The following is a 13,251-nucleotide window of genomic DNA, read 5'->3' as shown; positions in this document are numbered from 1 at the left end:
ATAAGGATACCAAATCTGCTGGGGAAAACTTGAAAGCAGCCAGCCTCCGGCGCGCCGGCCAAGTCTGGCTAACCAAAATGGACAGATATTTTTGCGAATATTCCTCTACTTTTCACGCTGGAAAGGCTGATATGAACCGACTCGCCGAGCACGCCGAGCCACCAGCAAAAGGCGCGATTGCGATAGCAGCGCGGCGGACGATCGTGCGGCCCGATCGACAGATAGACGCGCCGGCCCGCGCGCCGCAACTCGTCGGCGATCTGCACGCCCGACGATCCCCCGACCACCAGCACGCCGCCGTCCGGCAACTGGCCCGGATTGCGATAGCCGGCGGAATGGATCTGCTCGATGCGCGCATCCGGCGGCGCGATGGGCGGGATGACGGGCCGCTGGAACGGCCTCGTCGCGACGACCACGCGGCGCGCGTCGATCACGCCGTCTGACGTGTCGACGACGAAGCCGGGCCGGCCGCTCGCGCGACGCGCGTCACGTCGACGCCCGTGCGGATCGGCGCGTCGATCCTTCTCGCATACGCTTCGAAGTAGTCGGCCACCTGATCCTTCGATGCGAACGCATCCGGATCGAGACCCTCGAACCCGAGGCCCGGGAACCGGTCGTGCCGTGCCGGCCCGTTCGCGACGAGCGTATCGATTGACGTTGTTTCAGCGGCCACGGCTGTCTCCTTCAGAAAGGCGGCTCGATCGAAGCCAGCCGCCGCTTCGATGCCGCTGTCGGGCGCGGCCTGTGTCGGCCGCCGCGGCGACGCGCGGCGCAACGCGCGAGTGGGAATGCAGACATTCTTCGCAGACGCCGCCGTGCGCGAAACGATGATTTTTGTCGTCGCTGGCGAGCAAAAAGCCGCTCATGCGACAGCGGGGCGCGGCGAAAGCGCCCGGTCGCGCCGAAGCGGCCCTTCATTTTGGCAATCGGCCCCGAGCCGCCGAACGCATTTGCGCGCCGGCGAGCCGATTCGCCGCCCGTATTTCGTTTTTCGCGAGAAATGCGTCAATCAAAATTCTCGATTCCACCGTTTACCGCAAGCGCATTGGCGCCCTTTCTTTTTGTAAAAAACAATCCATCAAATCATCGAACACCATTCATTCAATGAAATAACCAATCGGTCTCTCTTTATTTTTAAAATCACGATCGAGAACGATTCATTCTCTTTAAAAAAATTCCACCCTCCGTTTTATTGACATATCCGCATATGCACCTAGACTCCGTCCTGAGGCAAGACAATCCGCTCGAAATTTTCGGCCTCGATCCCCCCACAACAATGCGACTCGTTCACCACAGGAGTTTGCGTCATGAGGGAAATTCTCGAAACAATTCATAGAAAAAAGGCCGCGCTTCTCGACCACCCGGTCTTCCCGCAGCTCGAAGCAGTCACCCTTCCCCAAATCAAGGAAATGATGCGCGTCTGGTCGCCGCTGTTGATTCACCTGGCCATGACCTTTCGCGACATCAATCGCATGTATTACCACTACGAAAAGCCGGAAGACGAATTGCAGAACGCGATCAACGATCACGTCGACGTCGACAGCGAGCATTGGCACATGATGGTGTCGGACATCAAGACGCTCGGCGTGAACAATCGCGCGTTCGATTGCGAAAGCGCGATCAATGTGATCTGGGCCGATCTCGGCAGCCCCGTGCGCCAGTACATGTATTCGCTCGTGTCGCGCGCGCGCCGGTGCGGAAACTGTCCGCTGCTGAAGATGGCGTCGATGGAGGCCGGCGAGGCGACGTCGAAAGTCTTCTTCACGACGTCGCGCAAGCTCGCGGCGGCCTACGAAGCGGATACGGGCAATACGCTGCGCTATCTGGGCGCCGAGCACATCGACAGCGAACTCGATCATTCGATCAACGAATCGGTCTTCTTCGACGAGCCGCTGTCGGCCGACAAGCGCGCGGACGCGCAGTCGATCGTCGACGATCATTTCCGCAGCTTCATCGCGTTCCTCGATTACAAGTACGAGGTCAACAAACTGGCGCTCGCCAACTGACGAGCCCCCGGGCAGCGCCCGGGCATGATTCGCGAAGCCGGAGTCCGGCTGAATCGTCAAGCGCTCCGAATCGAATCGCCGATCCGGGGAGCGCACGCGCTCGCGGTCATGACGTCCCCCATACAAGGAGAAACAAGCATGCGTCTTCCGAATCGCACACAAGTCCTCGTCATCGGCGGCGGGCCGGCCGGCGCGACCGGCGCGGCATTCCTCGCCCGCGAGGGCGTCGAGGTCACGCTCGTCGACAAGGAGGTGTTCCCCCGCTATCACATCGGCGAATCGCTGCTGCCGTCGTGTCTCGAAATCCTCACGCTGATGGGCGCGCGCGACACGTTCGACCGCCACGGCTTCCAGCGCAAGCCCGGCGCGTACTTCAACTGGAAAGGCGAGACCTGGAAACTCGATTTCGGCGAGCTGGGCGGCACCTATCACTACAGCTACCAGGTGCGCCGCGAGGAATTCGACCACTTGCTGCTGCAGCATGCGCGCACGGTCGGCGCGCAGGTGCACGAAGGCGTCAGCGTGCGCGAGATCCTGTTCGACGACGGCCGCCCGTGCGCCGCGCTGTGCGTCGCGCAGGATTCCGGCGAGACAGCGACCGTCGAGTTCGACTATCTCGTCGACGCGTCCGGACGCAACGGGCTGATGTCGACCCGCTACCTGAACAACCGCAAATTTCACGAGATCTTCCGCAACGTCGCGGCGTGGGGCTACTGGGAAGGCTTGAGCTGGCCCGACGATTGCGCGCCGGGCTCGATTCTCGTCAGCTCGATTCCGGACGGCTGGTGGTGGGCGATCCCGCTCGCCGACCGCCCGACGAGCGTCGGCGTCGTCATGCATCGCGACGCGTTCCTCGCGGCGAAGCGCGCCGGCTCGCTCGAGCAGGTCTACGAGCAGGCGCTCGCGCTGAGCCCGGTAATGACGAAGCTCACGCAACACGCGCGCCTCGTCACGCCGCTCAGGACCGAGCAGGATTATTCGTACACCTGCGATTCGTTCGCGGCGGACGGCTACTTCCTGTCCGGCGACGCCGCGTGCTTTCTCGATCCGCTGCTGTCCACGGGCGTGCACCTCGCGATGTACAGCGGCATGCTCGCCGCCGCGTCGCTCGCCAGCATCCTGCGCGGCGAGGTGGCCGAGCGGGAAGCCGCCGCGTACTATCGCGACAGCTACCGGCAGGCCTATCTGCGCTTCCTCGTGTTCGTGCAGACGTTCTACGAGGCGCACGGCAAGCTCGGCTACTTCAGCAAGGCCGACGAGCTGAGCCACTACATGATCGAGGCGGGCGACATCCGGCGCGCGTTCCTGAATCTCGTCTCCGGCCTCGAGGACATCGCCGACGTCGAGCAGGCCACGTCGCACCTGATGGGCGAAATGTCCCGCCGCATCGATCAGAACCTCGCGCTTCGCAAGAACAAGGAGGCGCTCGCATCGGCGATCGGCAGCCCGGAAGCCGAGGACAACGCGCGCTTCTTCGATGCGATCGAGGGTCTGCCCTGCCTGTCGGCGAACATGGCGCTCGACGGGCTTTACGTGTCGACCCGGCCCCGGCTCGGCCTGCAGCGCGTCGCCGCGATGTAGCCCGCGCGCTTGGCGGCAATCCGCGCGCATGCGTCGAACGGCCGCCGCCGCGGCGGCCCCGACCCTGCGCGCGGCGCACCGGGCCGATGCGCCGGCGCACGGCGCGCTCATCGGCATGCACCAAACGCGAGGAGCCGGGACAAGATGGCGGACTGGATACTGCAACTGTGCGTCGTGATCGTCGTCGCATTCGTGCTGGGCGCGCTCGCGCAGCGGCTCGGCCAAGGGCGCGTCGTGGGCGAACTGCTCGCCGGGCTGCTGCTCGGCCCATCGGCGTTCGGCGCGCTCGCCGCCGCGGGGCACGGCGTGCTGCCCGGCGAGGAGTCGGCCGCGATCCTCTCCCGGCTCGGCGAGCTCGGGCTCGTTTTCCTGATGTTCCAGACGGGCACGCACATCGCATGGACGATTCCGCAAAGACGCTCCGCCGCGCTCGTCGCGACAGTCGTCGCGGCGTGCGGGATGGCGTTGCCGTTCGCAACCGGCAGCGTGATCGCGATCGCGTCGTCGCACGCGTTCCAGCCGCAGGCGTCGCCGCTCGCCTACGTGCTGTTCTGCGGCATCGCGCTGTCCGTTTCGGCGCTGCCCGTCATGATGCGCATCGTCGCCGACGCGCGCATCGCGCATCGCCCGGCGGCGACGCTGTCGATACTCGCGGCCACGCTGACCGACGCGCTCGGCTGGCTGATTCTCGCCGCCGTCGGCGCGATCGCGACATCCGGCCTGTCGCCTGCGTCGACGCTGCATGCGCTAGGCGTGCTCGTCGCGTTCTTCGTCGCGTCGATCACGCTCGTGCGCAAGATCGTCCTGTGGCTGCTCGATCGCGCGCGCCGGGACCGCAGCGGATCGGCGACATTGATTTGCGCGCTCGGCTATCTGCTGCTGTCGTCGTGGGCCGCCTCCCGGCTCGGCTTTCACAGCGCGTTCGGCGCCCTGGTCGCAGCCGTCGCCCTGTCGGGCCGCGACGATCTGCGGCAGTGGTGGGATGCGCGCTTCGCGGGGCTGGCCGACCTCGTCCTGATCCCGCTGTTCTTCGTCAGCATGGGCTTTCGCGCGTCGTTTTCCGCGCTCGACGGCGGCGCGGCGTGGGGGTGGCTCGTCGCGTTCCTGATCGGCGGCGTGGCGGCGAAATTCGGCGGCTGCTACGCCGGCGCGCGGCTATGCGGGATCGATCGCACCGAGGCGACGCTGATCGGCGTGCTGATGAACTGCCGCGGCACCGTCGAGCTGATGGTGCTCGCGATCGGCCTGCAACTGAGGATCATTCCTGTCTCGCTGTACACGGTCCTGCTGATCGCGACGCTGACGATGACCTGGCTGAGCGCCATGTCGACCCACCGGCTCGCGAAGCGGCAGCCGCCTCGCGCGCGACGCATGCCCGCCGCCGATGCGCGTTTGCCAAACTTGCCCGACTTGCCGGAGGCATCGCGGCCATCGCGATGAACGCCCATGATGGAGACCGTCGCAACGCTTCGTTCCGATTCCGCCGCGCGCTGGCTGCCGCTCGCGCTGTCCGAGCAGGTGAGCGCCCGGGCGCCGCTCGGCGTCGTCTGCATGGGACAGCCGCTCGTGCTGTATCGGGATGCATCGGGCGCCGCCCGCGCGATGGAGGATCGCTGCGCGCATCGCCGCGCGCCATTGTCGCTCGGCCGCGTGACGCCCGACGGCCGACTGCAGTGCGGCTATCACGGCTGGATCTACGACGGCGCGTCGGGCGCATGCGTCGCGATCCCGAATCTGTCGCAAGGCGAGCCGGTGCCGCCGCACTATGCGGTGCGCGCCTACGAAACGTTCGAGCACGACGGCTACGTGTGGGGCCGCGCGGCCCACGGCGCCGACACGCGAAAGCCGGCCGCGCCCCCTGCGCCCGCGTCGCGTTGCGCGCAGCGGTTCGCGGGTTGCGCGACGGTCGCCGTCGGATGCGACGAGTATGTCGCCGCGCTGGCCGACGGCCCGCATCTGCTGATGCGCATCGCCGGCCTGCGCATCACGGATTACGTGATCGCGGACCCCGAGCCGCGCGGCGGCCGCATCGAGATGGAGCGCGGCGTCACGTGGGCGGCGCGCGCGCACAATCACCGGTTCGGCGCGCATTATCCGTGGACGCTGCGGCTCGCGCCGCCGCGCGACGATGCGCTCGCGTCGGTCGAGCTCGACACGCGCGACGGCGAGACGGCGCTGTGGGCGTCGATCGCCGTCGTTCCCGCGGCGCGCGGCGCGACGAACGTCATGTGGCGCGGCGGCATCGCGGCTGACGCGAGCGGCGCCGACGCCACGCTGCTGCGCCTGTGGGCGCGGCTGCGCCGCGCGCCGTTCGCGATGCGCGAGCAGATCGACGCACGCGCGCTGTCGAGGCTCGACGTGACCTGCTCGCGCGCCTGGCTCGGCCCGTACTCGCGGTCCGCGGGTGCCGCCGCCGCGCGCGGGCCCGATCGATTACCGTGTGCGAGGAAAGGATGATGCTGACCGTCGACAACGAAGATATCGAGGCGGCAAGCCGCCCGAGCGACGACTGGGTGCCCGGCGGGATTCGCCTGCGCAACGCATGGTTTCCGCTCGCCCACGCGTTCGAAGTCGGCGCGCGCGCATCGCGCTGGCGGCTCCACTCGCAACCGTGCTTTCTGTGGCGCGCGGGCGGACGCATTCACGCATCGCGGCGGCACCCCGACCTGCCGGCCGCGCGACGCCCGGCGTCCGATTCGCCGGTCGACGCCGACGGCTATCCGGTGCTCGAGCGATACGGCTACGTGTGGATCTGGTACGGAGACCCCGGCGACGCGAGCGACGCGCTCGTGCCCGACGTGCCGTTTCTGCCGCGCGACGGCGGGCTGCCTCCGCACATGCAGGGCAATGTCCGGCTCGACTGCTGCTCGCCCCTCCTCGTCGAAAATCTGCTGGACCTGACGCATGCGGACTTCCTGCATGCGAACGTGCTCGGCAACGAGCGTTCCGACGAGGACCGGATCGACGTGCAGTTCACGTCCGAGACGGTGACGATGATCCGGCGCTGCACGCACAAGTCGGTCGCGCCGATCATGCGCTGGTTCGGCGGCGTGCGCGCGAAGCATCAGGACGTTCACGCGGTGATTCACGTGCATGTGCGCAGCTCGGTCGCGCTCGCGTACGGCCGCTATACGCCGGGCATCGACCTGCCGCTGTTCCACCCGTGCCTGCCGGAGTCACGCGACCGGTGCCGGCTCAGCTTCGCGCTGAACGCGACGTCCACGCCCTGGCCGCTGCGCGTGCTGATGCCGTTGACGCCTTATGTCGTCGCGCCGCAGGACAACCGGATGGTCGGCCCGCAGAACGGCCGCTACCAGGAAGCCGGCGAGCGCCGCGACCTGTTTTCGCGCTTCGACCGCGCGGGCCTGCGCTACCGGCTCCTGTTGCGGCAGCTCGCCCGGCGGCAGCTCGACGGCGATTTCTCTTACGCCGCCGATGCGCTCCCCGGCCAGGATGCGCGCGGCATCCTCGGCATGCCGTCCCCATAGAAGGGTCTGTTCACGCTAACGACGGGCTTGCGCTCGCCGCCGGAAGGGCCGGGCGCGCCGGATCGCCCGACCGGCCTCGATCGGCGACGCGGGCGACGGCGCGCGCCCCCGGGCAGCACGCGATTAGCCGCTACGCGACGTGCGGCTGCAACGCGCGCAACCAGCACGCCACGGCGACCGCGCCGCCGTCGGGCGATCCCACGGCGCGCGCGCCCAGGTAGCTCGCGCGTCCCGCGCGCGGCGTCATGCCTGCGGTTTTTGCCGCGCCCTCTTCCGCGGCGCGCACGGCCGCCGCCCACGCATCGCTCGCGCGCCTGCCGGCCGACAGCTCGCGTTCGAGCGCATCGACGGCAGGCACCAATGCATCGAGCATCGTGCGGTCCCCGGGCTTCGCGCCGCCCAGATCGCCGATCGCGTCGACGCCGCTGCGGAACGCGCCCGCCCAGTCGCGCGCGCTCGGCGCCGGCGCGTCGGCGAGCCGGCGGGCCGCCCGCACGAGCGCCGTCGCGTAAAACGGCCCGGAACTGCCCGCGATCGCCCGGCGCAGCGCGGCACCGAGCGCGGCGAGCAGCACGGCCGGCCCCCGATACGCATCGGCGGGCAGCGCGAGAATCGCGTTCGCCGCGCGCCGCATGCTCGCGCCCAGATCGCCGTCACCGGCGATGGAATCGAGTTCGGTCAACACCGGCTCGTTGTCGATCAGCGCGGCCGCGACCGCATGCAACGCGGGCCGCAGCCCGTCGGCACTCGCCGCGCCGCCCGTCGCCCATTCCGGCAGCCGGTCGCCCGGGCCGGGTTCGGCCGCGGCCACGCGAATGTCCCGGTTCACCGCGCCGCCGCCGGGCCACGCTCGCGCCTGCGTCGGCGCGTCGAGCAGCGCGAGCATGCCGTCGCTCAGCTTGAGCAGCGAAATCGAGCAGCCGGGCATGTCGAGCGCGGACAGGAACGTGCCCGCCCACGCGCGCGCCACCTCGACGCCGCGCCGGCTCAGGCTGTCGTAGGCCGCGCGCAGCACGATGCCGAGCTCCATGTCCGGCGTCGCGCCGAGCCCGTTCACGAGCAGCGCGACGCGGTCGCCGCGCGCGACGGGCTGATCGTCGACGATCGTCGCCACGAGCGTTTCCGCCAGCGCGTTTGCGGGCATCGGCGCCGTGCGCCGCACGCCCTTTTCGCCGTGGATGCCCAAACCGAGCTCGATTTCGTCATCGGCGAGGCTGAAGCCGGATTGTTCGACGCCCGGAATCGTGCAGCCGTCGAGCGCGACGCCCATCGTGCCCAGGTTCGCCGCCGCCTCGTTCGCGACGGCGGCCACCTGCGGCAGCGTCAGGCCGCGCTCGGCGGCCGCGCCGGCGAGCTTGTGCACGAGCACGGTGCCGGCGATGCCGCGGCGCCGCCCGCGCCCGGTGAGTTCGCGCAGCGACACGTCGTCCGCGACGACGACGATCTCGACCGGGATGCCCTCCGCGCGCGCGAGCTCGGCCGCGAGACCGAAATTGAGGCGATCGCCCGTGTAGTTCTTCACGATGAGGAGCGCGCCGTTCGGGCCCGCCGTCGCGCGAATCGCGGCGAGCACGGCGTCGGTGGACGGCGACGTGAAGACTTCGCCGCACACCGCCGCGCTCAGCATCCCCGCGCCGACGTAGCCGCCGTGCGCCGGTTCGTGGCCGCTGCCGCCGCCGGAAATGACCGCGACCGGGCGCTGCGCCGGCTCCGGCAAGGGCCGCCGGATCAGCACGTGTTCGTCGCCGAGAATGGCGACGTGCGGCGACTGCCGCGCGATGCCCTCCAGCATTTCGCGCACGACATCGGACGGGTGGTTGACGAGCTTTTTCATGGCGGCGATTTCCTGACTGTGAGTGAGGGCGGCGGCTCGTCACGACAGCGGGCGCGTGCGATTCGGCGTGCGATGCGGCGTGCGATGCGGCGTGCGATTCGGTGCATGCGGAGCATCCGCTTCGTGCGCGAGCCTCCTCTTCGTTGCCGACCGGCCGGCCGGCACGCTGCCGTGCATTGTGCCATCGGGACCGGTTCACGGTGCGTTCGCGGCGGTCCCCGCTTTCGCTCGCAAACGGCGCGCGCTCGTGCATCGCGTCGCAGCCTGCCCGCGGGCGGACATCGGCCGCAACGGCGCGGGCAAGAGCACGCTGTTCCAACTGATGCTCGGCCTTCTCGCCGCCGACGCGGGCGACGTGCGGATCGACGGCGTGTCGGCCCGCGACCCGCGGTTCCGCGCCGTGCGGCGCACGCTCGGCTATCTGCCGGAAAACGTCGTGCTGTACGACAACCTGACCGGGCTCGAGACGCTGCGCTTCCTCGCGCGCCTGAAAGGCGCCGACGCGGCCGCGTGCGCGCCGCTCGTGGCCGTTCGTGCTGTTCTGGACCGCCGTCGTCGGCGCGTCGATCTTCGCCGAGCGGCCGTTCTGCAAGTACCTGTGCCCGCTCGGCGCGAGCCTCGCGCTGCCCGGGCGCTTGCGGCTGCTCAAGCTGCGGCGCAAGCCCGAATGCACGAGCTGCCATGCGTGCGCGGTCGGCTGCGGCTCGCAGGCGATCGACACGGCCGGCCGGATCGACCCGATGGAGTGCCTGCTCTGCCTCGACTGCATGGTCATGTACTACGACGAGCACAGTTGCCCGCCGCTGTCGAAGGAACGCAAGCGCCGCGAAAAGGCCAGCCTGCCGCTCACGCCCGTCGGCAAGGATGGACGGTACATTCCGATCGAGCGGGTCTGACGCGCGGCGCGCCAGCGCGCAAAGGCCCGGCGCGGCCGGCAAAAATATTTCGTTTTCCTTTCAATTGTTTCGGATTGTCGTCGGCAATCCGCAAGCCGAAAAACCGTGGCAATCTACAGCGCAATCCGGTTGTCCGTTCGCACAACCGATCCGTAAGGTTTCCCGATGATTCGTCTTGCGACATTTGCGCGCCGCGTCGCGCTGATTGGCCTATTGCATCTTTTCTGTGCGGCGCTGCCCGCGGCGGCGGCGGCCGACCTCGCATCGGGCGCCGCCGTGCCGCCCGCGCCGACGATCTCGCGCGACGAGGCGCTCGCCGAGCTCAAGCGCGTGCAGGCCGCGCTCGACCGGATCAAGCAGCAGGCGTCGGCCGCGACGACCTACAAGCAACTGGACGCGCTCGACGAATCGACGCAGGCGCTGGCGGCCGACGTCGACAAGCTGACGGCCGCGCTCGTGCCCACGCGCGCGCAGCTTCAGGCGCAGCTCGACGTGCTCGGGCCGCCGCCCGCGCCGGGCGCGGCGCCCGAGACGGCCGCCGTCGCGCGTCAGCGCGCGGATCTGAATGCGCGCAAGACGCAGTTCGACGCCGCGCTGAAACAGGCCGCCGACGAAAAGGAAAGCCTCGCGAACCTGATGCAGCAATACTCGAAGCTGCGCCGCAGCCTGCTGCGCGACCAGCTCGTGCTGCGCTCGGGCAGCATTCTCGGCGCGCAATTCTGGGCGCCGCTCGTTCATCCGTCGGACGACGACCGGCAGGAGCTCGACGCGTTCAGCGCGCAGATCGGGCAAGTGCTGAGCGCGGCATGGGAGCCGGGCCGCCGGCTCGGCACCGCGCTGCTGCTCGCCGCCGCGCTCGCCGTGTGGACGCTCGGCGGGCGGCTCGCCGAGCGCGCGCTCGCGTGGTTCAGCCTGACGAAGCTGCCGGAGACCCGCGTGCGGCGCAGCGCGCTCGCGACGTCGATCGCGGTGTCGAGCATCGTGACGACGGGCATCGCGGTGCAGTTCGTCTACCTCGCGCTCACGCGCGACGTCGTGCTGACGAGCGCGCTGCAGGATTTCGCCGACGAACTCGCGAAGCTCGCGCTGACCTGCGCGCTGATCGCGGGCCTCGGCCGCGCGCTGCTGTGCACGCGCCACCCGAGCTGGCGGCTGCCCGCGCTCGCCGACGAAGTCGCGCTCGCGATGCGGCCGTTCCCGGCGATCCTCGCGGCGCTGCTGCTCGTCGCGGGTGCGCTCGAGGAGCTGAACCGAACCGCCGACACGAGCCTGCAGGTCACGCTGTTCGGGCGCGGGATCGTGTCGCTCGTCGTCGTCGTGACGATCGGCGCATCGCTGCTGCGCGCGAACCGCGCGCGCACCGCGCTCGCGGCCGCTGGCGAGCCGCCCGAGGCCCGCTCGACGCTCGCGGGCTGATCCACGCGGGCGTCACGCTGACCGTCGTCGCGGCGCTCGTCGCGCTCCTCGTCGGCTACATCTCGGTCGCCCGCTTCCTCACCTACGAGCTCGTCTGGTTCGAGATCGTGCTCGGCAGCGCGTATCTGCTGACCCGCCTCACCCGCGACGCGTACGCGAGCGCGTTCTCCGCGAACCTGTCGAGCGGCAGGCTGATCAAGAATCTGTTCGGGCTGAACGACGGCCACCTCGATCAGGCGAGAACCGTGCTGACCGGAATCAGCACGAGCGTGCTGCTGCTCGTCGCCGTCGTCGCGCTGCTGACGGGCGGCTTCGGAACGACGCCGAACGACCTGCTCGTGAGCGTGATCTCGATGTTCGGCGGTGAGCGCCTGCAGCGTCTGAACATCGTGCCCGACCGCATCCTGAACGCGGCGCTCGCGCTCGCGATCGGCATCTACCTGCTGCGCTCGGTGCGACGCTGGCTCGACAACGAGCTGCTGCCCGCGGTCGGCATGGATCAAGGCATGCGCGCGTCGCTCATCACGCTGTTCAGCAATCTCGGCTACGTCGCGATCGTGCTGCTCGCGCTGTCGCTGCTCGGCGTCAAATGGGACAACCTCGCGTGGATCGTGAGCGCGCTGTCGGTGGGCATCGGCTTCGGTCTGCAGGAGATCGTGAAGAACTTCGTGTCCGGGCTGATCCTGCTCACCGAGCGGCCGGTGAAGGTCGGCGACATGATCAGCATCTCGGGCGTCGAGGGCGACATCCGCCGGATCAACGTGCGCGCGACCGAGATCCAGTTGTCCGACCGCTCGATGGTGATCGTGCCGAACTCGCAGTTGATCTCGCAGAACCTGCGCAACGTGACGATGGGCAACAGCACGCAGGGCGTCGCGACGCTGACGCTCACGTTTGCGCTCAACACCGATCCCGAGCAGGTGCGCGACCTGCTGCTCGACGCGTCGCGACGCTGACGCTCACGTTTGCGCTCAACACCGATCCCGAGCAGGTGCGCGACCTGCTGCTCGACGCGTACCGCGAGCATGCGTCGATCCTCGAGAAGCCCGCGCCGTCCGTCACGTTCAGCCAGTTGACGCCGGACGGGATCACGCTCAGCGTGACGGGCTACGTCGGCAGTCCGCGAATCACGGCGGCGACGAAGAGTGACCTGCTGTTCGAGATCCTCAAGCGGCTGCGCGCGGCGGGCATTCCGCTGTCGAATCCGCAGACGCTGATGGTGCAGAACCTGCCGCCGCCGAGCGAATGACGCGAGCCGGCGCGCGGATCGGCGTGGACCGATGCGGATGCGGCCGTGCACGAATGTCCGTTCACTCCGCGGGCCCACGTCATATCGCGTTGCAATCCATTACACGCGGGAATTCGCCGGCTTTCTATGATGGGAACCACGAACCCGCTTCAATGGATGGCGCGACCATGAAAAAACTGATGATTCTGCCGCTCGTCGCGAGCGCGCTGCTCTCGGGCTGTGCGGTGTATCCGACGGAGCCCGCCGTCGGCGTGGACGTCGGCATCGGCTGGCATGGCGAGCGCTATTGGGACGGCCACCGCTACTGGGAGCGCGACGAATGGGAGCGCGCGCATCCGCCGCAATACTATCGTCGCGACGACGACCGGCGCGACGATCGCGGCGGCTACCGTGACGGCGACCGGCGCGACGGCGGCCGCTGGCGCGACGACCGGCGCGCGACGACAATCGCCCATACTGACTGACGCCGTCGCCGCGCGTCGATCCCGGCGACGGCCGCATGCGTCGAAAGGCGTCCGGCACGCATGCCGGGGCGCGCGCCACGCCGGAATCGAATGCGCCGGACGATCGTCAAGCATCGTTCGACGCAAGCCGGCGGAAAGGTCGGCGCACCGCAATCGCGCTATGCTCGTGCGCCCCATTTGGACAGAGGAGCCCATACGTGAAGCTTTCGATCTTCATCGCGGCCGCGTGCGTCGCATTCGCGTTGACGACGGCTGCTCGCGCGCAAACGTCGCAAACCTATCGATTCGGCGAAGGCCAGTCGGGCTTGTCGGGCCAG

General features: G+C 68.9%; 8 protein-coding genes and 3 pseudogenes. 9 read left to right on the top strand and 2 right to left on the bottom strand.

The features are described 5' to 3' along the window. Positions 1 to 140: 140 nt before the first annotated feature. Positions 141 to 688: pseudogene (locus WT16_RS08155) on the bottom strand (NAD(P)-binding domain-containing protein); the annotation flags it as partial. A 100-nt stretch (positions 689 to 788) separates the two neighbouring features. Here WT16_RS08155 and WT16_RS33540 point away from each other — a divergent pair. The 6 genes from WT16_RS33540 (at position 789) to WT16_RS08130 (ending at position 7,075) form a co-directional block, all read left to right on the top strand. Then, positions 789 to 1,067, top strand: coding sequence for a hypothetical protein (locus WT16_RS33540; RefSeq protein WP_156521412.1), 279 nt, complete (start codon positions 789 to 791; stop codon positions 1,065 to 1,067). Between the two features lie 240 nt (positions 1,068 to 1,307). Continuing rightward, a complete protein-coding gene (locus WT16_RS08150) occupies positions 1,308 to 2,006 on the top strand; it encodes a hypothetical protein (RefSeq protein ID WP_009912245.1) in 699 nt (232 codons plus the stop codon). 138 nt (positions 2,007 to 2,144) lie between these two features. After that, positions 2,145 to 3,587 (top strand): NAD(P)/FAD-dependent oxidoreductase, encoded by a 1,443-nt coding sequence (locus tag WT16_RS08145; protein ID WP_009912243.1) that lies wholly within the window; start codon positions 2,145 to 2,147, stop codon positions 3,585 to 3,587. A 144-nt stretch (positions 3,588 to 3,731) separates the two neighbouring features. Further along, the gene (locus tag WT16_RS08140; RefSeq protein WP_063533083.1) at positions 3,732 to 5,027 is read left to right on the top strand and encodes a cation:proton antiporter; all 1,296 of its coding nucleotides are present in this window, start codon (positions 3,732 to 3,734) and stop codon (positions 5,025 to 5,027) included. Between the two features lie 9 nt (positions 5,028 to 5,036). Next, positions 5,037 to 6,044, top strand: coding sequence for a Rieske 2Fe-2S domain-containing protein (locus WT16_RS08135; RefSeq protein ID WP_063533082.1), 1,008 nt, complete (start codon positions 5,037 to 5,039; stop codon positions 6,042 to 6,044). Then, complete coding sequence (locus WT16_RS08130; RefSeq protein WP_063533808.1) at positions 6,044 to 7,075, top strand: aromatic ring-hydroxylating dioxygenase subunit alpha; 1,032 nt, start codon at positions 6,044 to 6,046, stop codon at positions 7,073 to 7,075. Before WT16_RS08135 ends, WT16_RS08130 begins: the two co-directional genes overlap by 1 nt. A 130-nt stretch (positions 7,076 to 7,205) precedes the next feature. On the opposite strand, the gene WT16_RS08125 is transcribed toward WT16_RS08130, so the two are convergent. After that, on the bottom strand, positions 7,206 to 8,909 hold the full coding sequence (locus WT16_RS08125) for a dihydroxyacetone kinase family protein (RefSeq protein ID WP_015602023.1): 1,704 nt from the start codon (positions 8,907 to 8,909) through the stop codon (positions 7,206 to 7,208). A 518-nt stretch (positions 8,910 to 9,427) separates the two neighbouring features. On the opposite strand from WT16_RS08125, the pseudogene WT16_RS08120 reads away from it, so the two are divergent. From WT16_RS08120 to WT16_RS34345, 3 genes and pseudogenes are all read left to right on the top strand, one after another. After that, a pseudogene (locus WT16_RS08120) lies at positions 9,428 to 9,805 on the top strand (4Fe-4S binding protein); the annotation flags it as partial. 165 nt (positions 9,806 to 9,970) lie between these two features. Further along, positions 9,971 to 12,470 (top strand): annotated as a pseudogene (locus tag WT16_RS08115) (DUF3772 domain-containing protein). A 167-nt stretch (positions 12,471 to 12,637) separates the two neighbouring features. Then, the gene (locus tag WT16_RS34345; RefSeq protein WP_197486460.1) at positions 12,638 to 12,934 is read left to right on the top strand and encodes a hypothetical protein; all 297 of its coding nucleotides are present in this window, start codon (positions 12,638 to 12,640) and stop codon (positions 12,932 to 12,934) included. The last annotated feature ends 317 nt before the right edge of the window (positions 12,935 to 13,251 follow it).

It is taken from the genome of Burkholderia sp. MSMB1589WGS, from assembly GCF_001636105.1.
Classification (GTDB): domain Bacteria; phylum Pseudomonadota; class Gammaproteobacteria; order Burkholderiales; family Burkholderiaceae; genus Burkholderia; species Burkholderia humptydooensis.
This window is presented reverse-complemented; position numbering and strand designations above follow the sequence as displayed.

Bases quoted from the DNA above. Each gene is read 5' to 3' on its own strand.
- WT16_RS08145 (WP_009912243.1), top strand. From the start codon at position 2,145: ATGCGTCTTCCGAATCGCACACAAGTCCTCGTCATCGGCGGCGGGCCG.
- WT16_RS08150 (WP_009912245.1), top strand. From the start codon at position 1,308: ATGAGGGAAATTCTCGAAACAATTCATAGAAAAAAGGCCGCGCTTCTC.
- WT16_RS08140 (WP_063533083.1), top strand. From the start codon at position 3,732: ATGGCGGACTGGATACTGCAACTGTGCGTCGTGATCGTCGTCGCATTC.
- WT16_RS08135 (WP_063533082.1), top strand. From the start codon at position 5,037: ATGGAGACCGTCGCAACGCTTCGTTCCGATTCCGCCGCGCGCTGGCTG.
- WT16_RS33540 (WP_156521412.1), top strand. From the start codon at position 789: ATGCAGACATTCTTCGCAGACGCCGCCGTGCGCGAAACGATGATTTTT.
- WT16_RS08125 (WP_015602023.1), bottom strand. From the start codon at position 8,909: ATGAAAAAGCTCGTCAACCACCCGTCCGATGTCGTGCGCGAAATGCTG.
- WT16_RS34345 (WP_197486460.1), top strand. From the start codon at position 12,638: ATGAAAAAACTGATGATTCTGCCGCTCGTCGCGAGCGCGCTGCTCTCG.
- WT16_RS08130 (WP_063533808.1), top strand. From the start codon at position 6,044: ATGCTGACCGTCGACAACGAAGATATCGAGGCGGCAAGCCGCCCGAGC.